The organism is Streptomyces sp. adm13(2018) (genome assembly GCF_008042145.1).
Classification (GTDB): Bacteria; Actinomycetota; Actinomycetes; order Streptomycetales; family Streptomycetaceae; genus Streptomyces.
Map to the genome: position 1 here is coordinate 124411 of NZ_RDBH01000141.1, position 23471 is coordinate 147881.

Annotated in this window: 35 protein-coding genes; 34 read left to right on the top strand and 1 reads right to left on the bottom strand. The window is 67.5% G+C overall.

The features are described from left to right. Positions 1–1299: elongation factor G (gene fusA / locus EAO70_RS28520; RefSeq protein WP_148006563.1), on the top strand; the 1299-nt coding region annotated here is incomplete at its 5' end. 150 nt (positions 1300–1449) lie between these two features. Next, complete coding sequence (gene tuf / locus EAO70_RS28525) at positions 1450–2643, top strand: elongation factor Tu (protein ID WP_026058274.1); 1194 nt, start codon at positions 1450–1452, stop codon at positions 2641–2643. A 97-nt stretch (positions 2644–2740) separates the two neighbouring features. Here the strand turns inward: tuf and EAO70_RS28530 are convergent, their stop codons facing one another. Next, positions 2741–4720: a PIG-L family deacetylase gene (locus EAO70_RS28530; RefSeq protein ID WP_187284084.1), complete on the bottom strand. Its 1980-nt coding sequence runs from the start codon at positions 4718–4720 to the stop codon at positions 2741–2743. Between the two features lie 214 nt (positions 4721–4934). Between EAO70_RS28530 and EAO70_RS28535 the strand changes: the two genes are divergently transcribed. From EAO70_RS28535 to rplQ, 32 genes are all read left to right on the top strand, one after another. Next, positions 4935–5297: a YciI family protein gene (locus EAO70_RS28535; protein ID WP_148005760.1), complete on the top strand. Its 363-nt coding sequence runs from the start codon at positions 4935–4937 to the stop codon at positions 5295–5297. Then, positions 5294–6535: an RNA polymerase sigma factor gene (locus EAO70_RS28540; RefSeq protein WP_148005761.1), complete on the top strand. Its 1242-nt coding sequence runs from the start codon at positions 5294–5296 to the stop codon at positions 6533–6535. The genes EAO70_RS28535 and EAO70_RS28540 overlap by 4 nt, the downstream gene beginning before the upstream one ends. A 445-nt stretch (positions 6536–6980) precedes the next feature. Continuing rightward, the gene (gene rpsJ / locus EAO70_RS28545; protein WP_003948644.1) at positions 6981–7289 is read left to right on the top strand and encodes a 30S ribosomal protein S10; all 309 of its coding nucleotides are present in this window, start codon (positions 6981–6983) and stop codon (positions 7287–7289) included. An 11-nt stretch (positions 7290–7300) separates the two neighbouring features. After that, positions 7301–7945 carry a 50S ribosomal protein L3 gene (gene rplC / locus EAO70_RS28550; RefSeq protein ID WP_148005762.1) on the top strand — a complete coding sequence of 215 codons (645 nt, stop codon included), beginning with the start codon at positions 7301–7303 and terminating at the stop codon, positions 7943–7945. A gap of 7 nt (positions 7946–7952) precedes the next feature. After that, positions 7953–8603, top strand: a complete 651-nt coding sequence (gene rplD / locus EAO70_RS28555) for a 50S ribosomal protein L4 (protein ID WP_148005763.1) — start codon at positions 7953–7955, stop codon at positions 8601–8603. Beyond that, positions 8603–8926 carry a 50S ribosomal protein L23 gene (gene rplW, locus EAO70_RS28560; protein WP_024755407.1) on the top strand — a complete coding sequence of 108 codons (324 nt, stop codon included), beginning with the start codon at positions 8603–8605 and terminating at the stop codon, positions 8924–8926. The genes rplD and rplW overlap by 1 nt, the downstream gene beginning before the upstream one ends. A gap of 40 nt (positions 8927–8966) precedes the next feature. Further along, positions 8967–9803 carry a 50S ribosomal protein L2 gene (gene rplB / locus EAO70_RS28565; RefSeq protein WP_030318653.1) on the top strand — a complete coding sequence of 279 codons (837 nt, stop codon included), beginning with the start codon at positions 8967–8969 and terminating at the stop codon, positions 9801–9803. Between the two features lie 12 nt (positions 9804–9815). After that, positions 9816–10097 (top strand): 30S ribosomal protein S19, encoded by a 282-nt coding sequence (gene rpsS, locus EAO70_RS28570; protein WP_015035577.1) that lies wholly within the window; start codon positions 9816–9818, stop codon positions 10095–10097. Positions 10098–10139: 42 nt separating this feature from the next. Further along, entirely contained in the window at positions 10140–10487 is a 348-nt protein-coding gene (gene rplV, locus EAO70_RS28575) for a 50S ribosomal protein L22 (protein WP_016645177.1), read from the top strand. Further along, a complete protein-coding gene (gene rpsC / locus EAO70_RS28580; RefSeq protein WP_017239578.1) occupies positions 10487–11335 on the top strand; it encodes a 30S ribosomal protein S3 in 849 nt (282 codons plus the stop codon). The genes rplV and rpsC overlap by 1 nt, the downstream gene beginning before the upstream one ends. Positions 11336–11340: 5 nt before the next feature. Continuing rightward, a complete protein-coding gene (gene rplP, locus EAO70_RS28585; RefSeq protein ID WP_015035580.1) occupies positions 11341–11760 on the top strand; it encodes a 50S ribosomal protein L16 in 420 nt (139 codons plus the stop codon). Then, entirely contained in the window at positions 11760–11984 is a 225-nt protein-coding gene (gene rpmC / locus EAO70_RS28590; RefSeq protein ID WP_017239580.1) for a 50S ribosomal protein L29, read from the top strand. The genes rplP and rpmC overlap by 1 nt, the downstream gene beginning before the upstream one ends. Next, complete coding sequence (gene rpsQ / locus EAO70_RS28595) at positions 11984–12265, top strand: 30S ribosomal protein S17 (RefSeq protein ID WP_015035582.1); 282 nt, start codon at positions 11984–11986, stop codon at positions 12263–12265. The genes rpmC and rpsQ overlap by 1 nt, the downstream gene beginning before the upstream one ends. A gap of 94 nt (positions 12266–12359) precedes the next feature. Continuing rightward, a complete protein-coding gene (rplN, locus tag EAO70_RS28600; protein ID WP_003956455.1) occupies positions 12360–12728 on the top strand; it encodes a 50S ribosomal protein L14 in 369 nt (122 codons plus the stop codon). A 2-nt stretch (positions 12729–12730) separates the two neighbouring features. Beyond that, positions 12731–13042: a 50S ribosomal protein L24 gene (gene rplX, locus EAO70_RS28605; protein WP_015035583.1), complete on the top strand. Its 312-nt coding sequence runs from the start codon at positions 12731–12733 to the stop codon at positions 13040–13042. Further along, a complete protein-coding gene (gene rplE, locus EAO70_RS28610) occupies positions 13039–13596 on the top strand; it encodes a 50S ribosomal protein L5 (RefSeq protein ID WP_106975815.1) in 558 nt (185 codons plus the stop codon). The genes rplX and rplE overlap by 4 nt, the downstream gene beginning before the upstream one ends. 5 nt (positions 13597–13601) lie before the next feature. Then, positions 13602–13787, top strand: a complete 186-nt coding sequence (locus EAO70_RS28615; protein ID WP_003948630.1) for a type Z 30S ribosomal protein S14 — start codon at positions 13602–13604, stop codon at positions 13785–13787. 206 nt (positions 13788–13993) lie between these two features. Beyond that, positions 13994–14392: a 30S ribosomal protein S8 gene (gene rpsH / locus EAO70_RS28625; RefSeq protein WP_015035585.1), complete on the top strand. Its 399-nt coding sequence runs from the start codon at positions 13994–13996 to the stop codon at positions 14390–14392. Positions 14393–14413: 21 nt separating this feature from the next. Further along, positions 14414–14953, top strand: a complete 540-nt coding sequence (gene rplF, locus EAO70_RS28630) for a 50S ribosomal protein L6 (RefSeq protein WP_148005764.1) — start codon at positions 14414–14416, stop codon at positions 14951–14953. Positions 14954–14956: 3 nt separating this feature from the next. Beyond that, on the top strand, positions 14957–15340 hold the full coding sequence (gene rplR, locus EAO70_RS28635; protein ID WP_148005765.1) for a 50S ribosomal protein L18: 384 nt from the start codon (positions 14957–14959) through the stop codon (positions 15338–15340). A gap of 46 nt (positions 15341–15386) precedes the next feature. Continuing rightward, a complete protein-coding gene (gene rpsE / locus EAO70_RS28640; protein ID WP_015035588.1) occupies positions 15387–15989 on the top strand; it encodes a 30S ribosomal protein S5 in 603 nt (200 codons plus the stop codon). After that, positions 15989–16171, top strand: coding sequence for a 50S ribosomal protein L30 (gene rpmD, locus EAO70_RS28645; RefSeq protein WP_015035589.1), 183 nt, complete (start codon positions 15989–15991; stop codon positions 16169–16171). Before rpsE ends, rpmD begins: the two co-directional genes overlap by 1 nt. A 1-nt stretch (position 16172) precedes the next feature. Further along, complete coding sequence (rplO, locus tag EAO70_RS28650) at positions 16173–16628, top strand: 50S ribosomal protein L15 (RefSeq protein WP_030318646.1); 456 nt, start codon at positions 16173–16175, stop codon at positions 16626–16628. 213 nt (positions 16629–16841) lie between these two features. After that, entirely contained in the window at positions 16842–18161 is a 1320-nt protein-coding gene (gene secY, locus EAO70_RS28655; RefSeq protein WP_148005766.1) for a preprotein translocase subunit SecY, read from the top strand. Beyond that, entirely contained in the window at positions 18161–18808 is a 648-nt protein-coding gene (locus EAO70_RS28660) for an adenylate kinase (RefSeq protein ID WP_148005767.1), read from the top strand. Before secY ends, EAO70_RS28660 begins: the two co-directional genes overlap by 1 nt. A 99-nt stretch (positions 18809–18907) precedes the next feature. Then, positions 18908–19759, top strand: coding sequence for a type I methionyl aminopeptidase (map, locus tag EAO70_RS28665; protein ID WP_148005768.1), 852 nt, complete (start codon positions 18908–18910; stop codon positions 19757–19759). Between the two features lie 455 nt (positions 19760–20214). After that, complete coding sequence (gene infA / locus EAO70_RS28670) at positions 20215–20436, top strand: translation initiation factor IF-1 (RefSeq protein WP_003956442.1); 222 nt, start codon at positions 20215–20217, stop codon at positions 20434–20436. 62 nt (positions 20437–20498) lie between these two features. After that, positions 20499–20612 (top strand): 50S ribosomal protein L36, encoded by a 114-nt coding sequence (gene rpmJ / locus EAO70_RS28675; protein ID WP_003956441.1) that lies wholly within the window; start codon positions 20499–20501, stop codon positions 20610–20612. A gap of 190 nt (positions 20613–20802) precedes the next feature. Next, complete coding sequence (gene rpsM / locus EAO70_RS28680) at positions 20803–21183, top strand: 30S ribosomal protein S13 (protein WP_148005769.1); 381 nt, start codon at positions 20803–20805, stop codon at positions 21181–21183. Positions 21184–21249: 66 nt separating this feature from the next. After that, a complete protein-coding gene (gene rpsK, locus EAO70_RS28685; protein ID WP_003956432.1) occupies positions 21250–21654 on the top strand; it encodes a 30S ribosomal protein S11 in 405 nt (134 codons plus the stop codon). A gap of 126 nt (positions 21655–21780) precedes the next feature. Beyond that, positions 21781–22803 carry a DNA-directed RNA polymerase subunit alpha gene (locus EAO70_RS28690; RefSeq protein ID WP_024755423.1) on the top strand — a complete coding sequence of 341 codons (1023 nt, stop codon included), beginning with the start codon at positions 21781–21783 and terminating at the stop codon, positions 22801–22803. 148 nt (positions 22804–22951) lie between these two features. Then, positions 22952–23419, top strand: a complete 468-nt coding sequence (gene rplQ / locus EAO70_RS28695) for a 50S ribosomal protein L17 (RefSeq protein WP_148005770.1) — start codon at positions 22952–22954, stop codon at positions 23417–23419. Positions 23420–23471: the final 52 nt, after the last annotated feature.

Here is a 23471-nt window from a genome sequence, read left to right on the forward strand (position 1 = left end):
AACAAGGGTGTTCAGCCCCTGCTCGACGCGGTCGTCCGTTACCTGCCGTCGCCCCTGGACGTCGAGGCCATCGAGGGCCACGACGTCAAGGACCCCGAGGTCGTCGTCAAGCGCAAGCCGTCCGACGACGAGCCGCTGTCGGCCCTCGCGTTCAAGATCGCGAGCGACCCGCACCTCGGCAAGCTCACCTTCGTCCGGATCTACTCCGGTCGCCTGGAGGCCGGCACCGCGGTGCTGAACTCCGTCAAGGGCAAGAAGGAGCGCATCGGCAAGATCTACCGCATGCACGCGAACAAGCGTGAGGAGATCGACTCGGTGGGCGCCGGCGACATCGTCGCCGTCATGGGCCTGAAGCAGACCACCACCGGTGAGACGCTGTGTGACGACAAGAACCCGGTCGTGCTGGAGTCCATGGACTTCCCGGCGCCGGTCATTCAGGTCGCCATCGAGCCCAAGTCCAAGGGTGACCAGGAGAAGCTGGGTGTCGCCATCCAGCGTCTCGCGGAGGAGGACCCCTCCTTCCAGGTGCACTCGGACGAGGAGACCGGCCAGACCATCATCGGTGGTATGGGCGAGCTTCACCTCGACATCCTCGTCGACCGCATGCGTCGCGAGTTCAAGGTCGAGGCGAACGTCGGCAAGCCGCAGGTCGCTTACCGCGAGACGATCCGCAAGACCGTCGAGCGCGTGGACTACACCCACAAGAAGCAGACCGGTGGTACCGGTCAGTTCGCCAAGGTGCAGATCGCGATCGAGCCGATCACCGAGGGCGACGCCTCGTACGAGTTCGTGAACAAGGTCACCGGTGGCCGCATCCCGAAGGAGTACATCCCTTCGGTCGACGCGGGTGCGCAGGAGGCCATGCAGTTCGGCATCCTGGCCGGCTACGAGATGACTGGCGTCCGCGTCATCCTTCTCGACGGTGGCTACCACGAGGTCGACTCCTCCGAGCTCGCGTTCAAGATCGCCGGTTCGCAGGCCTTCAAGGAGGCCGCGCGGAAGGCTTCGCCGGTCATCCTCGAGCCCATGATGTCCGTCGAGGTCACCACGCCCGAGGACTACATGGGTGAGGTCATCGGCGACATCAACTCCCGCCGTGGCCAGATCCAGGCCATGGAGGAGCGCAGCGGCGCTCGCGTCGTGAAGGGCCTCGTGCCCCTTTCGGAGATGTTCGGCTACGTCGGCGACCTCCGCAGCAAGACCTCGGGTCGCGCAAGCTACTCGATGCAGTTCGACTCCTACGCCGAGGTTCCGCGGAACGTCGCCGAGGAGATCATCGCGAAGGCCAAGGGCGAGTAACTCTCCCGAGTTCACGCTTTAGGCTTGACACCAGTCGCCGGGGCTCAGCCCCCGAAACCCGAGGGTCCGGGTCCCGGCGGATGGCATCCCAGCAAAGATCACCTGGCGCCGATGAGCAAGGCGTACAGAACCACTCCGCAGGAGGATTCAGTGGCGAAGGCAAAGTTCGAGCGGACTAAGCCGCACGTCAACATCGGCACCATCGGTCACATTGACCACGGTAAGACGACCCTCACGGCCGCCATTACCAAGGTGCTGCACGACGCGTACCCGGACCTGAACGAGGCCTCGGCCTTCGACCAGATCGACAAGGCTCCCGAGGAGCGCCAGCGCGGTATCACGATCTCGATCGCGCACGTCGAGTACCAGACGGAGTCGCGTCACTACGCGCACGTCGACTGCCCGGGTCACGCCGACTACATCAAGAACATGATCACGGGTGCGGCGCAGATGGACGGCGCCATCCTCGTGGTCGCCGCCACCGACGGCCCGATGCCGCAGACCAAGGAGCACGTCCTCCTTGCTCGCCAGGTCGGCGTTCCGTACATCGTCGTCGCCCTGAACAAGGCCGACATGGTGGACGACGAGGAGATCCTGGAGCTCGTCGAGCTCGAGGTCCGTGAGCTCCTCTCCGAGTACGAGTTCCCGGGCGACGACCTTCCGGTCGTCCGTGTCTCGGCGCTCAAGGCGCTCGAGGGCGACAAGGAGTGGGGCGAGAAGCTCCTCGGCCTCATGCACGCGGTGGACGAGTCCATCCCGCAGCCCGAGCGTGACGTCGACAAGCCGTTCCTGATGCCGATCGAGGACGTCTTCACGATCACCGGTCGTGGCACCGTCGTCACCGGTCGTATCGAGCGCGGTATCCTCAAGGTCAACGAGACCGTCGACATCATCGGCATCAAGACCGAGAAGACCACCACCACGGTCACCGGTATCGAGATGTTCCGCAAGCTGCTCGACGAGGGCCAGGCCGGTGAGAACGTCGGTCTGCTCCTCCGTGGCATCAAGCGCGAGGACGTCGAGCGCGGCCAGGTCATCATCAAGCCGGGTTCGGTCACGCCGCACACGAACTTCGAGGCGCAGGCTTACATCCTGTCGAAGGACGAGGGTGGCCGTCACACCCCGTTCTTCAACAACTACCGCCCGCAGTTCTACTTCCGTACCACGGACGTGACCGGCGTCGTGACCCTCCCCGAGGGCACCGAGATGGTCATGCCGGGCGACAACACCGCCATGAGCGTTGAGCTGATCCAGCCCATCGCCATGGAGGAGGGCCTCAAGTTCGCCATCCGTGAGGGTGGCCGGACCGTCGGCGCCGGCCAGGTCGTCAAGATCACTGCCTGATCGCATTGATCTGACCTGGTAGCTCCACGAGCTGCAGCAGAAGGCCCCGCACCTTTCGGTGCGGGGCCTTCTCGCATGTCCGCGCGGATCCCGGTGGTCACGGTCGCCAGCTCCACGGGTGTCCGTCCGCGCCGAGGCCCACCACGGTCGGTCCGTCCGCGCCCAGGTGCAGGGCCGCCGAGACGCCGGGTGCCCCGCTCGCCCGGGTCCGCACCCGGTCCCCGGTCCGTACCCGGACCCGGCCGTCCTCCCCGGTGCCCAGGAGGACCGTTCCCAGCGCCGCGGACCGCGCGGCGACCACGCCCCCGAAGCCGTCGAGCCCCGAGTCGCCGCCGGGGCCGAGGAGTTCGCCGCTCGCCGGAGGCCGGTAGTAGAGGTCGCCGCCGGCCGCCGCGACGGTGGATCCGGAGAGCGGCAGCGGGTCCGTCCGCTCGGCCCCGTCCACCCAGTGCCGCACGGACTCCCGTCCCGCCGCGTACAGATGGGTCCGGCCCGCCCCGTCGACCGACGCGGCGAGTCCGTCCTGGACCTCCGCCGCCCCGGGGAGCGTCCGCCAGGAGCCCCAGGTGCCGTCCGCGGCCCGCACCCGCGTCGAGACGTGCCGGTCCGCGTTCCGCACGAAGAGGTGGACCCGGCCGTCCGGGGCGGCCACCGCCACCGGCGCGCCGACCCGGCGGCCCCGGTCGTCCGTGCGCTCCGGGTTCCCGAGGCCGCGCCAGGCCAGGAACAGGCCGCCGGGGGAGCGCTGTTCCAGGAGCACGAGCTCGCGGCGGTTGCGCCCGCCGTGGCCGTCGATCGCGGAGAACCGCACCCCGAAGAGCAGCACCCGGCCGTCGTCGAGCACCGCCGAGCCGAGGGCCGGGGCCAGGGGACCGCCGCCGAGGTCCGCGGGCTCGCCCCAGACGCCGGGCGCGGTCTCCCGCCAGCGGACCGCGCGCAGGCCGAGGACCCCGTAGGCGGCGAGCCGGCCGTCCGGCTGCTCGGCGAGGGCCGGTCCGGCGGTGGGCCAGCGGTGGTGGGTGGAGCGGACCCAGCCCTTGCGGTTGGTGAGCGGCCGCTCGCCGCCGACGCCGTAGTCGCCGCAGCCCGAGGGGTTGCCGCAGTCCCAGGAGGGGTCCCCGCCGTAGGGGACGAGGCGGGCGGCCTTCGCGGCGAGGAGCCGGGGAGGGAGGTTCTTGGGCCAGTGCCGGTTGTAGTAGCCGCGGAAGGCGGTGGCCGTGAACGCGGGTATCGGCTCGCCGTCCCGCACCGCGTCCGCGACCCAGCGGTTCAGCGCCGCCCAGGTGAAGGACGCGACGGCCGTGTGGTCGCCGTGGTCCGCGTACCCCGGCTGCTCGGAGTCCCGCCGGCGGGTGGCCTCGTCGCTGAGCTGGATGTCCGGGTCGGGGTCCAGGGTGTGCACGACGGTGGGCCGGTAGCGGTCGAGCAGTCCGACGAGGACGCCGACCAGCTGGTCGTAGTCGTAGGTGTCGGAGCGGGTGACGGGCGAACCGGCCGACAGATGGGTCCGCAGCTCCAGGGCGCGGTCGTGCCAGAGGGCCGGCAGGGCCATGTAGCGCCGGTTCGTGTGCATCGGCAGGTTGAGGAAGACCAGCTCGACGCGGCGGCGGCCGCGGTCGAGGGTGTCGATCTCGGCCCGGCGCCCCCCGGGGAGGGTGAGCACCCGGCGCCGCCAGGGCGTGAACAGCGGGAGGCCGAGCGCCGCCGCGTAGGACTGGCGCAGGCCCTGGTGGCGGGCCGAGGAGTAGGCGGCGCGGTCCGGGGGAGTGTCCGGCATGCCCTTGATCCGGTTGCGGCCGGTGTGCTCGCCGGCGGTGACGTACACGGAGACGAGCGGGACGCCGGCGTCGAGGAGGCGCTGGCTGTCGGGGTTCATGAAGTACAGATCGTCGTCCGGGTGCGCGGCTATCTGCAGGAGCAGCGCCCGCCGGGTGCGCGCGGAGGCGATGGGCTTGCCGGGCGCGGGGTCGACGGTCGGCGCGGTCCTGCGCGGCTCCGGTACGGAACACCCTGCGGCGGCCGAGGTGACGGCGAGGGCTGCGGCGAGAACCGTCCGCCGACGGGGTGCTGTGGTCACGTGGGCGGTCCGTCCCCCTGGGCAGTGCGGTCCCCGGTAAGACGAACGTTCGAGGCGTGGGGTTGTGTGCGGACGGGTCCGTGACTGGCAGGATGCGGCCACCGGAAAAGATCTTCGAAAGGTGCCGGCGGTCATGTCGAGGACCGGGCGCCGGTTCCGACCGACAGGTGACAGCACGCCACCGGGGCGCGCGGGACGGGGAGGACGACCCACCATGAAGTACGTCGCGATGATCTACGGGAACCAGGCCAAGTGGGACGCCTTCCCCGCCGAGGCCTGGCCCGAGGCGATCGCCCGCCAGGAGGCCTTCAACCGGAGGTACCGCGAGAGCGGCGAACTGATCGGCGCGTACGGTCTCGCGGACGCGGCCGCCGCCCAGCTCGTCCGGCGCGTGGACGGCGTGCCCGCGGTCACCGACGGCCCGTACCTGGAGACCAAGGAGTACCTGGCCAGCTTCTACCTGCTCGACTGCGAGAGCCCCGAGCGGGCCCGGGAGATCGCCGCGGACATGCCCTTCGCGGACGTCGACCCGGTGGAGCTCTGGCCGGTCCTGCACGAGTCCGCGGCGGACGTGTGACCGGCACCGACGGCGTCGAGGACCTGCTGCGCACGTACGCGCCGCAGGTCCTCGGCGTTCTCGTACGGCGGTACGGCACCTTCGACACCTGCGAGGACGCCGTCCAGGAGGCGCTGATCGCGGCCGCCCGCCAGTGGCCCGAGGAGGGCGTCCCCGACAACCCGCGGGGCTGGCTGGTCACCGTCGCCGCGCGCCGACTCGTCGACCAGGTGCGCAGCGAGGCCGCGCGCCGCCGCCGCGAGGACTCCCTGGCCCTCGCCACGCCCGCCTCGGAACTCCTCGCGCACGCCGCCGACGAAGAGCCCGACACGGACCGGGACGACTCGCTGTCCCTGCTGTTCCTCTGCTGTCACCCGGAGCTCTCCCCGCCCAGCCGGGTCGCCCTCACCCTGCGCGCCGTCGGCGGTCTCACCACCGGGCAGATCGCGGCCGCCTTCCTGGTGCCCGAGTCGACGATGGCGCAGAGGATCAGCCGGGCCAAGCAGACGATCAGGGAGGCGGGCGGCTCGCCGGCGCTGCCGCCGGGGGAGGACCGGACGGCCCGGCTCGCCGAGGTCCGGCACGTGCTCTACCTGATCTTCAACGAGGGCTACACGGCGAGCGGCGGCGAGCGGCTGACCGCGCCCGAGCTGTCCACCGAGGCGATCCGGCTCGCGCGGCTGCTGCACCGGCTGCTGCCCGGGGACACCGAGACGGCGGGGCTGCTGGCCCTGATGCTGCTCACCGACGCCCGCAGGACCGCCCGTACGGGTCCGCACGGCGAGCTGGTGCCGCTCGCGGAGCAGGACCGGGGACGGTGGGACGCCGCGCTCGTCGCGGAGGGCGTCGAGCTGATCAGCCGCACCCTGCCCCGGGGGCTGATCGGCCCGTACCAGCTGCAGGCGGCGATCGCGGCCGTGCACGACGAGGCGGCGACCGCGGGGGACACCGACTGGCCGCAGATCCTCGCGCTCTACGAACTCCTGGAGCGCACCGGCCCGAACCCGATGGTCACGCTCAACCGGGCGGTCGCCGTGGCGATGGTGGAGGGGCCCGCGGCCGGGCTCGGCGTACTGGACGAACTCGCCCGGGACAAGAGGCTGGCGCGGCACCACCGGCTGCTCGCCACTCGGGCCCATCTGCTGGAACTGCTCGGGGAACGGGGGCCCGCGGCGGAGGCCTATCGGGAGGCGGCGCGGCGCACGACCAGCGCTCCGGAACGCCGCCATCTCACCGAGCGGGCCCGGCGGTTGGGGTGAGACGCCGGGGGCGTCCGAGGGGGGCGTGTGCGCCCCGGCGCTTGGCGTGACGTGACGTGGGGTACAGTCTTCGATCCCGATTGGCGGCCGGATGCCCCCGTATGGCAGACTGTCGGGGTTGCTCGGTTGAGTGCCGATGCTGCGCGCCTCCCGTCGGGAGGACCGGAAGCGAGTCCCACAGTACTCGTCGCTCCTTCTCAGGAGCGGACGTACGGGAATCTTCTGGGAAGCGTCAGCGGGGTGCCGACCAGGCGCCCGGTGGGTGTCCTGCCCCCGGCCTGCGGTCATGGCGACCGTGCCCCCTTGGTTGGGAAATCCTCTGGGATTTCTGCGTAGAGGGAGTGCGACACGCCCGACCGCGTGGGTCGGAGACACGACCACGTTCTTCACTGAGCGAAGCCGATCGGGTTCCAGAGCGTTACGAGACAAAGGACTACTAGTAGCCATGGCGGGACAGAAGATCCGCATCCGGCTCAAGGCCTACGACCACGAGGTCATCGACTCCTCGGCGAAGAAGATCGTCGAGACGGTGACCCGCACTGGTGCGTCGGTCGCGGGCCCGGTGCCGCTGCCCACTGAGAAGAACGTGTACTGCGTCATCAAGTCGCCGCACAAGTACAAGGACTCGCGCGAGCACTTCGAGATGCGCACGCACAAGCGCCTCATCGACATCCTCGACCCCACGCCGAAGACGGTTGACTCGCTCATGCGTCTCGACCTGCCGGCTGGTGTCGACATCGAGATCAAGCTCTGAGGGCGCGCGAGATGGCTAAGAACATCAAGGGCATCCTGGGCGAGAAGCTCGGCATGACGCAGGTCTGGGACGAGAACAACCGGATCGTTCCGGTGACCGTCGTCAAGGCCGGCCCCAATGTCGTGACCCAGGTGCGTACGAACGACGTCGACGGCTACGAGTCGGTCCAGATCGCCTTCGGCGAGATCGACCCTCGCAAGGTGAACAAGCCCCTCAAGGGTCACTTCGCCAAGGCCGATGTCACCCCGCGCCGCCACCTGGTGGAGCTCCGCACCGCTGACGCCTCCGAGTACACGCTCGGCCAGGAGATCACCGCCGAGCTCTTCGAGGCCGGCGTGAAGGTCGACGTCACCGGCAAGAGCAAGGGCAAGGGCTTCGCCGGTGTCATGAAGCGCCACAACTTCCGTGGTGGCAAGGCGTCGCACGGTGCCCACCGCGTGCACCGCAAGCCCGGTTCCATCGGTGGCTGCGCCACCCCGGGCCGCGTCTTCAAGGGTATGAAGATGGCTGGTCGCATGGGCAACGAGCGCGTGACCACCCAGAACCTGACCGTCCACGCCGTTGACGCCGAGAAGGGTCTGCTGCTCATCAAGGGCGCCGTCCCCGGCCCCAACGGTGGCCTCGTCCTGGTCCGCACCGCGGCCAAGGGGGTTTGAGGAACCGATGAGCACCATTGACATCCTTTCGCCGGCAGGCGACAAGACCGGGACCGTCGAGCTCCCCGAGGAGATCTTCGGCGCCAAGGTCAGCGTTCCGCTGATCCACCAGGTCGTCGTCGCGCAGCTGGCCGCGGCCCGTCAGGGCACGCACAAGACCAAGACCCGTGGCGAAGTCCGCGGTGGTGGCAAGAAGCCTTACCGCCAGAAGGGCACCGGCCGCGCCCGTCAGGGTTCGACCCGCGCCCCGCAGTTCGCCGGTGGTGGCGTCGTGCACGGCCCCCAGCCGCGTGACTACTCGCAGCGGACCCCGAAGAAGATGAAGGTCGCCGCTCTCCGTGGTGCCCTGTCGGACCGGGCCACCCACTCCCGCATCCACGTCGTCTCCGGCGTGGTCGAGGGTGAGATCTCCACCAAGGCCGCGAAGACGCTGTTCGGCAAGATCTCGGAGCGCAAGAACCTGCTCCTGGTCGCCGAGCGCTCCGACGAGGCCGCGTGGCTGTCCGCTCGTAACCTGCCCCAGGTGCACATCCTGGAGCCGGGCCAGCTCAACACGTATGACGTGATCGTCTCCGACGACGTGGTCTTCACCCAGGCCGCCCTCGAGTCCTTCGTGTCTGGCCCCCAGACCGCTGAGACCGAAGGGAGCGACGCCTGATGACTGAGGCCGTCGTCACCAGCAAGACCTTCTCGGACCCGCGCGACATTCTCGTCAAGCCGGTCGTGTCGGAGAAGAGCTACGCCCTGCTGGACGAGAACAAGTACACGTTCATCGTCGCGCCTGGCTCCAACAAGACCCAGATCAAGCAGGCCGTCGAGGCGGTCTTCTCGGTCAAGGTCACCGGGGTCAACACGATCAACCGCCAGGGCAAGCGCAAGCGCACCAAGGCCGGTTTCGGCAAGCGCAAGGACACCAAGCGCGCCATCGTGACCCTTGCTGAGGGCAACCGTATCGACATCTTCGGCGGTCCGACCGCCTAACGGCGGTCTGGATCGTCCGGAATCGGACGAGGACTGAGAAATGGGAATCCGCAAGTACAAGCCGACTACGCCGGGCCGTCGTGGCTCCTCCGTAGCCGACTTCGTCGAGATCACGCGGTCCACGCCGGAGAAGTCGCTGGTTCGCCCCCTGCACAGCAAGGGCGGCCGTAACAACACCGGTCGGATCACCGTTCGCCACCAGGGTGGTGGACACAAGCGCGCCTACCGTGTGATCGACTTCCGTCGTCACGACAAGGACGGCGTGCCGGCCAAGGTCGCTCACATCGAGTACGACCCCAACCGCACCGCGCGCATCGCGCTGCTCCACTACGTGGACGGCGAGAAGCGCTACATCATCGCCCCCAAGGGTCTGACGCAGGGTGACCGCGTCGAGAACGGCCCCGGCGCTGACATCAAGCCCGGCAACAACCTGGCGCTCCGCAACATCCCGGTCGGTACCACGATCCACGCGATCGAGCTCCGTCCCGGTGGCGGCGCCAAGTTCGCGCGCTCCGCCGGCGCCTCCGTGCAGCTGCTGGCGAAGGAGGGCACGATGGCCCACCTTCGTATGCCGTCCGGTGAGATCCGTCTCGTCGACGCCCGCTGCCGCGCCACGATCGGCGAGGTCGGCAACGCCGAGCAGTCGAACATCAACTGGGGCAAGGCCGGCCGCAAGCGCTGGCTCGGTGTCCGCCCGACCGTCCGCGGTGTGGCGATGAACCCGGTTGACCACCCGCACGGTGGTGGTGAGGGCAAGACCTCCGGTGGTCGCCACCCGGTCTCCCCGTGGGGTCAGAAGGAGGGTCGTACTCGCTCGCCGAAGAAGGCTTCGAGCAAGTACATCGTCCGCCGCCGCAAGACGAACAAGAAGCGCTAGGAGCGGGTTTAGATGCCGCGCAGTCTCAAGAAGGGACCCTTCGTTGACGGCCACCTCGTAAAGAAGGTGGACGCTCAGAACGAAGCCGGTACCAAGAACGTCATCAAGACCTGGTCCCGTCGCTCGATGATCATCCCGGCCATGCTCGGCCACACGATCGCGGTGCACAACGGCAAGACCCACATTCCGGTGTTTGTCACCGAGTCGATGGTCGGCCACAAGCTCGGCGAGTTCTCGCCGACGCGCACCTTCCGGGGTCACGTGAAGGACGACCGGAAGTCGAAGCGCCGCTAGTAGCGGGGTGGAATGACCATGACAGACACTGGAAGGACAACCATGGAAGCCAGGGCCCAGGCGCGGTACATCCGCGTTACGCCCATGAAGGCCCGCCGCGTGGTGGACCTTATCCGTGGCATGGATGCCACGGAGGCTCAGGCGGTCCTGCGTTTCGCCCCGCAGGCCGCGAGCGTGCCGGTCGGCAAGGTGCTGGACAGCGCCATTGCCAACGCCGCGCACAACTACGACCACAGTGACGCCTCTTCGCTGGTCATCAGCGAGGCGTACGTGGATGAGGGCCCGACCCTGAAGCGGTTCCGTCCGCGTGCTCAGGGCCGTGCCTACCGGATCCGTAAGCGGACCAGCCACATCACCGTGGTCGTCAGCAGCAAGGAAGGAACCCGGTAATGGGCCAGAAGGTTAACCCGCATGGGTTCCGGCTCGGCATCACCACGGACTTCAAGTCCCGCTGGTACGCCGACAAGCTGTACAAGGACTACGTCAAGGAAGACGTCGCCATCCGTCGGATGATGACGTCCGGCATGGAGCGCGCCGGCATCTCGAAGGTTGAGATCGAGCGCACCCGTGACCGCGTGCGGGTGGACATCCACACCGCGCGTCCCGGCATCGTCATCGGCCGCCGTGGCGCCGAGGCCGACCGCATCCGCGGTGACCTCGAGAAGCTCACGGGCAAGCAGGTGCAGCTGAACATCCTCGAGGTCAAGAACCCCGAGATGGACGCTCAGCTGGTTGCTCAGGCCGTTGCCGAGCAGCTCTCCTCCCGCGTCTCCTTCCGTCGCGCCATGCGTAAGAGCATGCAGGGCACGATGAAGGCCGGCGCCAAGGGCATCAAGATCCAGTGCGGCGGTCGTCTCGGCGGCGCCGAGATGTCCCGCTCGGAGTTCTACCGCGAGGGTCGTGTGCCGCTGCACACGCTCCGCGCGAACGTGGACTACGGCTTCTTCGAGGCCAAGACGACCTTCGGTCGCATTGGCGTGAAGGTCTGGATCTACAAGGGCGACGTCAAGAACATCGCCGAGGTCCGCGCCGAGAACGCTGCGGCCCGTGCGGGTAACCGCCCGGCCCGTGGCGCCGGCGCTGGCGACCGCCCGGCCGGCCGTGGTGGCCGCGGTGGCGAGCGTGGCGGCCGCGGCCGCAAGCCGCAGCAGCAGTCCGCGCCGGCTGCCGAGGCCCCCAAGGCCGACGCTCCCGCCGCCGCTGCCGCTCCGGCTGAGAGCACCGGAACGGAGGCCTGACCGAAATGCTGATCCCCCGTAGGGTCAAGCACCGCAAGCAGCACCACCCCAAGCGCTCGGGTATGAGCAAGGGTGGTACGCAGGTTGCGTTCGGCGAGTACGGCATTCAGGCCCTCACGCCGGCGTACGTGACCAACCGCCAGATCGAGGCGGCTCGTATCGCGATGACCCGCCACATCAAGCGTGGCGGCAAGGTCTGGATCAACATCTACCCGGACCGCCCCCTCACGAAGAAGCCCGCCGAGACCCGCATGGGTTCCGGTAAGGGTTCTCCCGAGTGGTGGATCGCGAACGTCAAGCCGGGTCGGGTGATGTTCGAACTGTCCTACCCGAACGAGAAGATCGCGCGCGAGGCCCTGACCCGTGCGGCCCACAAGCTGCCGATGAAGTGCAAGATCGTTAAGCGCGAAGCAGGTGAGCTGTGATGTCGGCCGGTACCAAGGCGTCCGAGCTGCGCGAGCTGGGCAACGAGGAGCTTCTCAACAAGCTCCGCGAGGCCAAGGAAGAGCTGTTCAACCTCCGCTTCCAGGCGGCGACGGGTCAGCTCGAGAACCACGGTCGGCTCAAGTCCGTCCGTAAGGACATCGCCCGGATCTACACCCTGATGCGTGAGCGCGAGCTGGGCATCGAGACGGTGGAGAACGCCTGATGAGCGAGAGCAACGTGACTGAGAAGACCGAGCGCAACGCTCGCAAGGTCCGCGAGGGCCTGGTCGTCAGCGACAAGATGGACAAGACCGTCGTCGTCGCTGTCGAGGACCGCGTCAAGCACGCGCTGTACGGCAAGGTCATCCGCCGTACGAACAAGCTCAAGGCTCATGACGAGCAGAACGCTGCCGGCATCGGCGACCGCGTCCTCCTGATGGAGACCCGGAAGCTGTCCGCCACGAAGCACTGGCGCGTCATCGAGATCCTCGAGAAGGCCAAGTAAGTATTTCGCGCAAGCGAAATTCGTTCCGCCAGGCTCGGCCGGGGCTTCCTCGTGAAGCCCCGGCCGGGAACCGGCAGACAATCAGGAGATAGACGTGATCCAGCAGGAGTCGCGACTGCGTGTCGCCGACAACACTGGTGCCAAGGAGATCCTTTGCATCCGTGTTCTCGGTGGCTCGGGTCGCCGCTACGCGGGCATCGGTGACGTCATCGTCGCCACCGTCAAGGACGCGATCCCCGGTGGCAACGTGAAGAAGGGTGACGTCGTCAAGGCGGTCATCGTTCGCACCGTCAAGGAGCGCCGCCGCCAGGACGGCTCGTACATCCGCTTCGACGAGAACGCCGCTGTCATTCTCAAGAACGACGGCGACCCTCGTGGCACCCGTATCTTCGGCCCGGTCGGCCGTGAGCTGCGCGAGAAGAAGTTCATGAAGATCATCTCGCTCGCGCCGGAGGTGCTGTAAGCATGAAGATCAAGAAGGGCGACCTGGTCCAGGTCATCACCGGTAAGGACAAGGGCAAGCAGGGCAAGGTCATCACGGCCTTCCCCCGCGAGAACCGCGTCCTCGTCGAGGGTGTCAACCGGGTCAAGAAGCACACCAAGGCCGGCCCGTCGCAGGCCGGTGGCATCGTCACGACCGAGGCTCCGGTCCACGTCTCCAACGTCCAGCTGGTCGTGGAGAAGGACGGCAAGAAGGTCGTCACGCGTGTCGGTTACCGCTTCGACGACGAGGGCAACAAGATCCGCGTTGCCAAGCGGACGGGTGAGGACATCTGATGGCTACCACCACTCCGCGTCTCAAGACGAAGTACCGCGAGGAGATCGCGGGCAAGCTGCGTGAGGAGTTCTCGTACGAGAACGTCATGCAGGTTCCCGGCCTCGTGAAGATCGTGGTCAACATGGGTGTCGGCGACGCCGCCCGTGACTCGAAGCTCATGGACGGTGCCGTCCGTGACCTGACCACCATCACCGGTCAGAAGCCGGCCGTCACCAAGGCCCGCAAGTCCATCGCGCAGTTCAAGCTGCGTGAGGGCCAGCCGATCGGTGCGCACGTCACCCTCCGTGGCGACCGCATGTGGGAGTTCCTGGACCGCACCCTGTCGCTCGCGCTTCCGCGCATCCGCGACTTCCGTGGTCTGTCCCCCAAGCAGTTCGACGGGCGTGGCAACTACACCTTCGGTCTCACGGAGCAGGTCATGTTCCACGAGATCGACCAGGACAAGATCGACCGTGTCCGGGGTATGGACATCACCGTGGTGACCACGGCGACCAACGACGACGAGGGCCGTGCCCTTCTGCGTCACCTCGGCTTCCCCTTCAAGGAGGCGTAAGCGAGATGGCGAAGAAGGCTCTCATCGCGAAGGCTGCCCGCAAGCCCAAGTTCGGCGTGCGTGGCTACACGCGCTGCCAGCGCTGTGGTCGTCCCCACTCCGTGTACCGCAAGTTCGGCCTGTGCCGCGTGTGCCTTCGTGAGATGGCTCACCGTGGCGAGCTGCCGGGCGTGACCAAGAGCTCCTGGTAATCCCCTACTTGGGATGACCGGAGTCTCTCGGTAAGCACTGGGTTGTCGGATGCCCATCCCTCCATGGCTTAGGCTAGGAGGGTTGGGCGTCCGCCGCCCGTACGACTTACTACGCCGTAGGTCCCCGCGCCGCACCCGTCCCGCCCCTGTGTGGGGAGAGGGATGGCGCACTGGAAACCCCGGCGAGAGAGGCCGAAGGCCAATTCATGACCATGACTGATCCGATCGCGGACATGCTGACTCGTCTGCGTAACGCGAACTCGGCATACCACGACTCCGTGACGATGCCGCACAGCAAGATCAAGTCTCACATCGCGGAAATCCTCCAGCAGGAGGGCTTCATCACGGGCTGGAAGGTCGAGGACGCCGAGGTCGGCAAGAACCTCGTCCTCGAGCTCAAGTTCGGTCCGAACCGTGAGCGCTCCATCGCGGGCATCAAGCGGATCTCGAAGCCCGGTCTCCGGGTTTACGCGAAGTCCACCAACCTGCCGAAGGTCCTCGGCGGCCTGGGCGTGGCGATCATCTCCACGTCCCACGGTCTCCTGACCGGCCAGCAGGCAGGCAAGAAGGGCGTAGGTGGGGAAGTCCTCGCCTACGTCTGGTAGTCGGGAACGGAGGAATAGCTAATGTCGCGTATTGGCAAGCTGCCTATCCAGGTTCCCGCCGGCGTGGACGTCACCATCGATGGCCGCACGGTCACGGTCAAGGGTTCCAAGGGCACCCTGACCCACACCGTCGCCGCTCCGATCGAGATCGTTAAGGGCGAGGATGGCGTGCTCAACGTCAACCGTCCGAACGACGAGCGTCAGAACAAGGCCCTTCACGGCCTGTCCCGCACGCTGGTGGCCAACATGATCACCGGTGTGACCCAGGGTTACGTGAAGGCGCTCGAGATCAGCGGTGTCGGTTACCGCGTCGCCGCGAAGGGCTCCAACCTGGAGTTCCAGCTCGGCTACAGCCACCCGATCCTGGTCGAGGCGCCCGAGGGCATCTCGTTCAAGGTCGAGTCGCCGACCAAGTTCTCGGTCGAGGGCATCGACAAGCAGAAGGTCGGCGAGGTCGCGGCGAACATCCGCAAGCTGCGGAAGCCCGACCCGTACAAGGCCAAGGGCGTCAAGTACGCCGGCGAGGTCATCCGCCGCAAGGTCGGAAAGGCTGGTAAGTAAGCCATGGCATACGGTGTGAAGATCGCCAAGGGCGACGCTTACAAGCGTGCCGCCAAGGCGCGCCGCCACATCCGCATCCGCAAGAACGTGTCGGGTACGGCGGAGCGTCCGCGCCTCGTCGTGACGCGTTCGAACCGCGGTATCACCGCTCAGGTCATCGACGACCTCAAGGGTCACACCCTTGCGTCGGCGTCGAACCTGGACGCGTCGATCCGCGGTGGCGAGGGTGACAAGTCCGCGCAGGCCCAGCAGGTCGGCGCTCTCGTCGCCGAGCGCGCCAAGGCCGCTGGTGTCGAGGCTGTCGTGTTCGACCGTGGTGGCAACAGGTACGCCGGGCGCATTGCCGCTCTGGCTGACGCCGCCCGCGAAGCCGGGCTGAAGTTCTAAGCCCCGGTTCCGGGACTAACGGACGTAACAGAGAGAGGTAAATCCAATGGCTGGACCCCAGCGCCGCGGAAGCGGTGCCGGTGGCGGCGAGCGGCGGGACCGGAAGGGCCGCGACGGTGGCGCTGCCGCCGAGAAGACCGCGTACGTTGAGCGCGTTGTCGCGATCAACCGCGTCGCCAAGGTTGTCAAGGGTGGTCGCCGCTTCAGCTTCACCGCGCTGGTCGTGGTGGGCGACGGTGACGGCACCGTAGGTGTCGGTTACGGCAAGGCCAAGGAAGTTCCCGCGGCCATTGCCAAGGGCGTCGAGGAAGCCAAGAAGAACTTCTTCAAGGTTCCCCGCATCCAGGGCACCATCCCTCACCCGATCCAGGGCGAGAAGGCCGCGGGCGTCGTCCTGCTCAAGCCGGCTTCCCCCGGTACCGGTGTGATCGCCGGTGGCCCGGTGCGCGCCGTGCTCGAGTGCGCCGGCGTGCACGACATCCTGTCGAAGTCGCTCGGCTCCGACAACGCGATCAACATCGTGCACGCGACCGTGGAGGCCCTCAAGGGCCTGCAGCGTCCCGAGGAGATCGCGGCTCGCCGTGGTCTGCCCCTCGAGGACGTCGCTCCCGCGGCTCTGCTCCGTGCACGTGCCGGGGCGGGTGCGTAATGGCTCGCCTCAAGGTCACGCAGACGAAGTCGTACATCGGCAGCAAGCAGAACCACCGCGACACCCTGCGTTCGCTCGGCCTCAAGAAGGTCAACGACGTGGTTGTCAAGGAGGACCGCCCCGAGTTCCGCGGAATGGTGCACACCGTCCGCCACCTCGTGACGGTCGAGGAGGTTGACTGACATGGCGGAGACCAACCCGCTGAAGGCCCACAACCTCCGTCCCGCCCCCGGTGCCAAGACCGCGAAGACCCGTGTCGGTCGTGGTGAGGCGTCGAAGGGTAAGACGGCCGGTCGTGGTACCAAGGGCACCAAGGCCCGTTACCAGGTTCCGCAGCGCTTCGAGGGTGGGCAGATGCCCCTCCACATGCGTCTGCCGAAGCTCAAGGGCTTCAAGAACCCGTTCCGCACCGAGTACCAGGTCGTGAACCTGGACAAGCTCACCGCGCTCTACCCGCAGGGTGGCGAGGTCACGGTGGCCGATCTGGTCGCCAAGGGTGCGGTTCGCAAGAACCAGCTCGTCAAGGTGCTCGGCACCGGCGAGATCACCGTGGCGCTGCAGGTGACGGTCGACGCCGTCTCCGGCTCCGCCAAGGAGAAGATCGCCGCTGCCGGCGGCACCGTCACCGAGCTCGTCTGAGACGACTCGATGGCTTGAACATCCGATCGGGGATGCCTCCCAAAAGGGGCATCCCCGATTGGTCGTTCCTAGGGGGGCATGGTCGCCGGTAAGGTGGCGTGCACTGTCTAGGCTCCGTGCGGTATGCCCGCACGGGATTGATGACCGATACCCAATCGTCGAACCTCAAGACCGTCACCCTTGACGCATAGCGCGGGGGTCGCAGGAGGCACCGTGCTTACCGCGTTCGCCCGGGCGTTCAAGACGCCCGACCTGCGCAAGAAGCTGCTCTTCACGCTCGCCATCATCGTGCTGTACCGCCTCGGGGCCCACATCCCGGTCCCCGGCGTCAGCTACGAGGCCGTCCAGCAGTGTGTCAAGCAGGCCAGCGAGGGCAACAACAGCCTCTTCGGCCTGGTCAACATGTTCAGTGGCGGGGCGCTGCTCCAGATCACCATCTTCGCGCTCGGCATCATGCCGTACATCACGGCGAGCATCATCCTGCAGCTGCTGACCGTCGTGATCCCGCGTCTGGAAGCCCTCAAGAAGGAGGGCCAGTCGGGTACTGCCAAGATCACGCAGTACACCCGCTACCTGACGGTCGCCCTCGCCGTGCTGCAGGGCACCGGTCTCGTCGCCACCGCCAAGAGCGGTGCGCTGTTCAGTGGCTGCCGCGTCGCCGACCAGGTCGTGCCCGACCCGTCGATCTTCAAGATCGCCACGATGGTCCTCACGATGACCGCCGGTACCTGCATCGTCATGTGGCTCGGTGAGCTCATCACCGACCGCGGCATCGGCAACGGCATGTCGATCCTGATGTTCATCTCGATCGCCGCCGGCTTCCCGGGCGCCCTCTGGGCCATCAAGGAGAGCGGCAAGCTCGCCAAGGGCTGGATCGAGTTCGGCACCGTCATCCTCATCGGCTTCGTCATGGTGGCCCTGGTCGTCTTCGTCGAGCAGGCCCAGCGCCGCATCCCGGTGCAGTACGCGAAGCGCATGATCGGCCGGCGCTCCTACGGCGGTACGTCCACGTACATCCCGCTGAAGGTGAACCAGGCAGGTGTGATTCCTGTCATCTTCGCGTCGTCGCTGCTCTACATCCCGGCCTTGATCGCGCAGTTCTCGAACTCCACCGCAGGGTGGAAGACCTGGATCGAAGCCCACTTCGTCAAGGGTGACCACCCCTACTACATCGCGACGTACTTCCTCCTGATCGTGTTCTTCGCCTTCTTCTACGTGGCGATCTCGTTCAACCCCGAGGAAGTCGCGGACAACATGAAGAAGTATGGTGGCTTCATCCCGGGTATCCGGGCTGGTCGACCTACTGCCGAGTATCTGAGCTACGTGCTCAACCGGATCACTTGGCCGGGCTCGCTGTACTTGGGTCTGATCGCTCTTGTGCCGACGATGGCGTTGGCAGGCTTCGGTGGCGCCAATGCCAACTTCCCCTTCGGCGGGACGAGCATCCTCATCATCGTGGGTGTGGGGCTGGAGACCGTGAAGCAGATCGAGAGCCAGCTCCAGCAGCGCAATTACGAAGGGTTCCTCCGCTGATGCGAATCGTCCTCGTCGGACCGCCCGGTGCCGGCAAGGGAACGCAGGCCGCGTTCCTTGCCAAGAACCTGGACATCCCGCACATCTCCACGGGCGACCTGTTCCGCGCCAACATCTCCCAGGGCACGGAGCTCGGTCTGAAGGCCAAGGCGTTCATGGACGCCGGCGACCTCGTGCCCGACGAGGTGACCATCGGGATGGCCAAGGACCGGATGGAGCAGTCGGACGCCGCCAACGGCTTCCTGCTGGACGGGTTCCCCCGCAACGTGGCGCAGGCCGAGGCCCTGGACGTGGTCCTGAAGGCCGAGGACATGCAGCTCGACGCGGTGCTGGACCTGGAGGTCCCCGAGGACGAGGTCGTGAAGCGGATCGCGGGTCGCCGCATCTGCCGCAACGACAGTGCGCACGTCTTCCACGTGGAGTACAACGCCCCGAAGTCCGAGGGCGTCTGCGACGTCTGCGGCGGCGAGCTGTACCAGCGCGCGGACGACTCCGAGGAGACGGTGCGCAAGCGCCTGGAGGTCTACCACACGCAGACCGAGCCGATCATCGACTACTACCGGGCGCAGAACCTGGTCGTGACGATCTCGGCGCTCGGCAAGGTGGACGAGGTCACCGCGAAGGCGATGGCCGCGCTCAAGAAGTAACACCCCCGCTCGGTGCGATACGGCCGCGGTGCCCCTGAGGGGCACCGCGGCCGTATCGTTGTTCTGTTCCCCGTACTCGATGGAAAGGCCGCGGCCACGATGGTGCAGATCAAGACCCCCGAGCAGATCGCGAAGATGCGCGAGGCGGGGCTGGTCGTCGCCGCCATTCACGCGGCGACCCGTGAGGCAGCCGTGCCGGGCGCCACGACGAGGGACCTGGACGAGGTCGCGCGCAAGGTCATCGCCGACCACGGGGCGAAGTCGAACTTCCTCGGGTACGGCGGGTTCCCCGCGACGATCTGCACCTCGGTGAACGAGGTCGTCGTCCACGGCATCCCCGACGACAAGACCGTCCTCAAGGACGGCGACATCATCTCCATCGACGCGGGCGCGATCGTGGACGGCTGGCACGGTGACGCGGCCTACACGGCCTTCGTCGGCACCGGGCACGCGCCGGAGCTCGTCGAGCTCTCCCGGGTGACCGAGGAGTCGATGTGGGCCGGCATCGCGGCCATGAGGCTCGGCAACCGTCTGGTGGACATCTCGAAGGCGATCGAGACGTACATCAAGCGCCAGCCGCGGCCCGCCGTCGGCGACCACAGCCTGGGTCGCTACGGGATCATCGAGGACTACGGCGGCCACGGCATCGGCACCGAGATGCACATGGACCCGCACCTGCTGAACTACGTCTCCCGCAAGCGCGGCAAGGGCCCGAAGCTGGTCCCCGGCCTGTGCCTGGCGATCGAGCCGATGGTCTCCCTGGGCACCCCGCAGACGGAGGTCCTGAAGGACGACTGGACGGTCATCACGACGGACGGGACCTGGTCCTCGCACTGGGAGCACTCGATCGCCCTGACCGAGGAGGGCCCGCTGGTCCTGACGGCGGTCGACGGCGGCAAGGCGAAGCTGGCGGAGCTCGGCGTGACGGCTGCGCCGGACCCGCTGGCGTAGGGACGGTTTGACCGAACCGGGGGGCGGAGTCCGCCGCAGCGGGCCGAAGCCTGTGAGGCGCCCCMGGGCGCCGAGYCCGCGAGGGTCGCGTCGAGGATGGGTCGGCGGCAAGGCGAAGCTGGCGGAGCTCGGCGTGACGGCTGCGCCGGACCCGCTGGCGTAGCGGACCGTTTCCGCCGGGGCGGGGCGGGTCGGGCTCGCAGGTCGGAGGCCGGCGCAGCCTCCCGAAGCTTGTGAGGCGCCCCAGGGCGCCGAGCCCGCGAGGGAGGCGTCAGGGATGGGTACGGGATTTTCTACGGCGTGGTGGCTTGCGTAAGGATCAGTTCGGGTGGGCAGACTTCCCGATTCGTCTTTTCCTGGGGCCTGACGTAGACTGATGCGTCGGCTCTCGTGTACCCGTGTGTCCGCATGCGGCGGCGAGAGTCGATCAAGGTAGCCGATTCGAAAGGCGAAGCGTGGCCAAGAAGCAAGGTGCCATCGAAATCGAGGGCACCGTGATCGAGTCCCTCCCGAACGCCATGTTCAAGGTGGAGCTCCAGAACGGTCACAAGGTCCTCGCGCACATCTCCGGCAAGATGCGGATGCACTACATCCGTATCCTTCCGGACGACCGGGTCGTCGTGGAGCTCTCTCCGTACGACCTGACGCGTGGCCGGATCGTCTACCGGTACAAGTAGATCTTGCCCGCACCCCGCCTTCGCGCGCGGGTGGTGGCACTGACCCGGAGAACCTCACACCCATGAAGGTCAAGCCGAGCGTCAAGAAGATCTGCGACAAGTGCAAGGTGATCCGCCGTCACGGCCGGGTCATGGTCATCTGCGACAACCTGCGCCACAAGCAGCGCCAGGGCTGACGCACGCCGACCGACCTGCATTTCGCAGTTCTTCGCGCGACGCATAGCAACACGTACATACGCAGAGCCCGTCGGGCCGTGTTCGCACGGTTGACGGCACCTCCGGCGGGGGCCGGGGACCCGACCTGTACCTCATACGGCAGCCGGGAACGGTTCTGCAGCAGACCCCCGAGAACACAGGAGCCATTGAATGGCACGCGTTTCCGGTGTTGACATCCCGCGCGAAAAGCGTGTGGTGGTCGCACTCACCTACGTCTTCGGCATCGGGCGTACCCGGTCCGAGGAGATCCTCGCCTCCACCGGCGTGGACCCGTCCACCCGTGTCCGCGACCTTGCCGAGGAAGACCTCGTCAAGATCCGCGAGTACGTGGACGCCAACCTCCAGACCGAGGGTGACCTCCGCCGCGAGATCGCCGCCGACATCCGCCGCAAGGTCGAGATCGGCTGCTACCAGGGCCTTCGCCACCGTCGTGGCCTGCCCGTCCGCGGCCAGCGCACCAGCACGAACGCTCGTACCCGCAAGGGCCCGCGTCGCGCCATCGCCGGCAAGAAGAAGCCGGGCAAGAAGTAGTCCTCAGCGGACGCTTTACCAAGCGGTCTTCGCTGTAGGACCGACCACCTCCCGTAGGAGTTATAGATGCCCCCCAAGGGTCGTCAGGGCGCTGCCAAGAAGGTGCGCCGCAAGGAAAAGAAGAACGTCGCTCACGGCCACGCGCACATCAAGAGCACGTTCAACAACACGATCGTCTCGATCACGGACCCCTCGGGCAACGTGATCTCCTGGGCCTCCGCCGGCCACGTCGGCTTCAAGGGCTCGCGCAAGTCCACCCCGTTCGCCGCGCAGATGGCCGCCGAGTCGGCCGCTCGCCGCGCGCAGGAGCACGGCATGCGCAAGGTCGACGTCTTCGTCAAGGGTCCGGGCTCCGGCCGCGAGACCGCGATCCGCTCCCTCCAGGCCACGGGCCTCGAGGTCGGTTCGATCCAGGACGTCACCCCCACGCCGCACAACGGCTGCCGTCCCCCCAAGCGCCGCCGCGTCTGACGCACGGCTGCTTGACCAGGACTTCGGGCGGTACGGCTCTTCGGACCGTGCCGCCCGTACCCTTGCAGTACGCAGCACTCCGTCGGGCGTCAAATAGTGGGCGTCCACGACTGAAGGATTGAACACATGCTTATCGCTCAGCGTCCTTCGCTGACCGAAGAGGTCGTCGACGAGTTCCGCTCCCGGTTCGTGATCGAGCCGCTGGAGCCGGGCTTCGGCTACACCCTCGGCAACTCCCTCCGCCGTACCCTCCTGTCCTCGATCCCGGGTGCCGCTGTCACCAGCATCCGCATCGACGGCGTCCTGCACGAGTTCACCACCGTGCCGGGCGTCAAGGAGGACGTCACCGACCTCATCCTCAACATCAAGCAGCTGGTCGTCTCCTCGGAGCACGACGAGCCGGTCGTGATGTACCTGCGCAAGCAGGGCCCGGGTCTGGTCACCGCCGCTGACATCGCGCCCCCGGCCGGTGTCGAGGTGCACAACCCCGACCTCGTCCTCGCCACGCTCAACGGCAAGGGCAAGCTGGAGATGGAGCTGACCGTCGAGCGCGGTCGCGGCTACGTCTCCGCCGTGCAGAACAAGCAGGCGGGCCAGGAGATCGGCCGTATCCCGGTCGACTCCATCTACTCCCCGGTGCTCAAGGTCACGTACAAGGTCGAGGCGACCCGTGTCGAGCAGCGCACCGACTTCGACAAGCTGATCGTCGACGTCGAGACCAAGCAGGCCATGCGCCCGCGTGACGCCATGGCGTCCGCCGGCAAGACCCTGGTCGAGCTGTTCGGTCTGGCGCGCGAGCTCAACATCGACGCCGAGGGCATCGACATGGGCCCGTCCCCCACGGACGCCGCCCTCGCCGCCGACCTGGCGCTGCCGATCGAGGAGCTCGAGCTCACCGTTCGTTCGTACAACTGCCTCAAGCGCGAGGGCATCCACTCCGTGGGTGAGCTCGTGGCGCGTTCCGAGGCCGACCTGCTCGACATCCGCAACTTCGGTGCGAAGTCGATCGACGAGGTCAAGGCGAAGCTGGCCGGTATGGGCCTCGCGCTGAAGGACTCGCCGCCCGGATTCGACCCGACCGCCGCGGCCGACGCCTTCGGCGCGGACGACGACGCGGACGCCGGGTTCGTCGAGACCGAGCAGTACTGACGGTCGCGATTCTGCTGCGGGCCGACTTCGGCCGGTCGCGCAGTTCCCCGCGCCCCTTCGGGGTGCGGGGTCTCCGACGGGTGACCGCCCGCTCGGACACTGACACCGGTACCTCATACGGCCGGTGCAGATCACAAGGAGAAACACCATGCCGCGTCCCGCGAAGGGTGCCCGCCTCGGCGGTTCCGCCGCGCACGAGAAGCTGCTCCTCGCCAACCTGGCGAAGTCGCTCTTCGAGCACGGCCGCATCACCACCACCGAGGCCAAGGCCCGTCGCCTGCGTCCGGTCGCCGAGCGCCTGATCACCAAGGCGAAGAAGGGCGACATCCACAACCGTCGCCTGGTGCTGCAGACGATCACCGACAAGGGCATCGTCCACACCCTCTTCACCGAGATCGCCCCGCGTTACACGGAGCGCCCCGGTGGCTACACCCGCATCACCAAGATCGGCAACCGTCGTGGCGACAACGCCCCGATGGCCGTGATCGAGCTGGTCGAGGGCGAGATCGCCAAGAAGGCGACCGTCGACGAGGCCGAGGCCGCCACCAAGCGCGCCGTCAAGGAGGCCGACGAGGCCACCAAGACCGAGGCCGCCGAGGAGTCGAAGGACGCGTAAGCGTTCTCCACGACTGTTCTCGTGTGCGGGCCCGTACCCCCTCCGTGGGGTG

What these genes read in the sequence shown, in the direction of transcription:
- EAO70_RS28535 (WP_148005760.1), top strand. Translation starts at nt 4,935, where the DNA reads ATGAAGTACGTCGCGATGATCTACGGGAACCAGGCCAAGTGGGACGCC.
- rpsJ (WP_003948644.1), top strand. Translation starts at nt 6,981, where the DNA reads ATGGCGGGACAGAAGATCCGCATCCGGCTCAAGGCCTACGACCACGAG.
- rplC (WP_148005762.1), top strand. Translation starts at nt 7,301, where the DNA reads ATGGCTAAGAACATCAAGGGCATCCTGGGCGAGAAGCTCGGCATGACG.
- rplD (WP_148005763.1), top strand. Translation starts at nt 7,953, where the DNA reads ATGAGCACCATTGACATCCTTTCGCCGGCAGGCGACAAGACCGGGACC.
- rplW (WP_024755407.1), top strand. Translation starts at nt 8,603, where the DNA reads ATGACTGAGGCCGTCGTCACCAGCAAGACCTTCTCGGACCCGCGCGAC.
- rplB (WP_030318653.1), top strand. Translation starts at nt 8,967, where the DNA reads ATGGGAATCCGCAAGTACAAGCCGACTACGCCGGGCCGTCGTGGCTCC.
- rpsS (WP_015035577.1), top strand. Translation starts at nt 9,816, where the DNA reads ATGCCGCGCAGTCTCAAGAAGGGACCCTTCGTTGACGGCCACCTCGTA.
- rplV (WP_016645177.1), top strand. Translation starts at nt 10,140, where the DNA reads ATGGAAGCCAGGGCCCAGGCGCGGTACATCCGCGTTACGCCCATGAAG.
- rpsC (WP_017239578.1), top strand. Translation starts at nt 10,487, where the DNA reads ATGGGCCAGAAGGTTAACCCGCATGGGTTCCGGCTCGGCATCACCACG.
- rplP (WP_015035580.1), top strand. Translation starts at nt 11,341, where the DNA reads ATGCTGATCCCCCGTAGGGTCAAGCACCGCAAGCAGCACCACCCCAAG.
- rpmC (WP_017239580.1), top strand. Translation starts at nt 11,760, where the DNA reads ATGTCGGCCGGTACCAAGGCGTCCGAGCTGCGCGAGCTGGGCAACGAG.
- rpsQ (WP_015035582.1), top strand. Translation starts at nt 11,984, where the DNA reads ATGAGCGAGAGCAACGTGACTGAGAAGACCGAGCGCAACGCTCGCAAG.
- rplX (WP_015035583.1), top strand. Translation starts at nt 12,731, where the DNA reads ATGAAGATCAAGAAGGGCGACCTGGTCCAGGTCATCACCGGTAAGGAC.
- EAO70_RS28615 (WP_003948630.1), top strand. Translation starts at nt 13,602, where the DNA reads ATGGCGAAGAAGGCTCTCATCGCGAAGGCTGCCCGCAAGCCCAAGTTC.
- rpsH (WP_015035585.1), top strand. Translation starts at nt 13,994, where the DNA reads ATGACCATGACTGATCCGATCGCGGACATGCTGACTCGTCTGCGTAAC.
- rplF (WP_148005764.1), top strand. Translation starts at nt 14,414, where the DNA reads ATGTCGCGTATTGGCAAGCTGCCTATCCAGGTTCCCGCCGGCGTGGAC.
- rplR (WP_148005765.1), top strand. Translation starts at nt 14,957, where the DNA reads ATGGCATACGGTGTGAAGATCGCCAAGGGCGACGCTTACAAGCGTGCC.
- rpsE (WP_015035588.1), top strand. Translation starts at nt 15,387, where the DNA reads ATGGCTGGACCCCAGCGCCGCGGAAGCGGTGCCGGTGGCGGCGAGCGG.
- rpmD (WP_015035589.1), top strand. Translation starts at nt 15,989, where the DNA reads ATGGCTCGCCTCAAGGTCACGCAGACGAAGTCGTACATCGGCAGCAAG.
- rplO (WP_030318646.1), top strand. Translation starts at nt 16,173, where the DNA reads ATGGCGGAGACCAACCCGCTGAAGGCCCACAACCTCCGTCCCGCCCCC.
- EAO70_RS28660 (WP_148005767.1), top strand. Translation starts at nt 18,161, where the DNA reads ATGCGAATCGTCCTCGTCGGACCGCCCGGTGCCGGCAAGGGAACGCAG.
- map (WP_148005768.1), top strand. Translation starts at nt 18,908, where the DNA reads ATGGTGCAGATCAAGACCCCCGAGCAGATCGCGAAGATGCGCGAGGCG.
- rpmJ (WP_003956441.1), top strand. Translation starts at nt 20,499, where the DNA reads ATGAAGGTCAAGCCGAGCGTCAAGAAGATCTGCGACAAGTGCAAGGTG.
- rpsM (WP_148005769.1), top strand. Translation starts at nt 20,803, where the DNA reads ATGGCACGCGTTTCCGGTGTTGACATCCCGCGCGAAAAGCGTGTGGTG.
- rpsK (WP_003956432.1), top strand. Translation starts at nt 21,250, where the DNA reads ATGCCCCCCAAGGGTCGTCAGGGCGCTGCCAAGAAGGTGCGCCGCAAG.
- EAO70_RS28690 (WP_024755423.1), top strand. Translation starts at nt 21,781, where the DNA reads ATGCTTATCGCTCAGCGTCCTTCGCTGACCGAAGAGGTCGTCGACGAG.
- rplQ (WP_148005770.1), top strand. Translation starts at nt 22,952, where the DNA reads ATGCCGCGTCCCGCGAAGGGTGCCCGCCTCGGCGGTTCCGCCGCGCAC.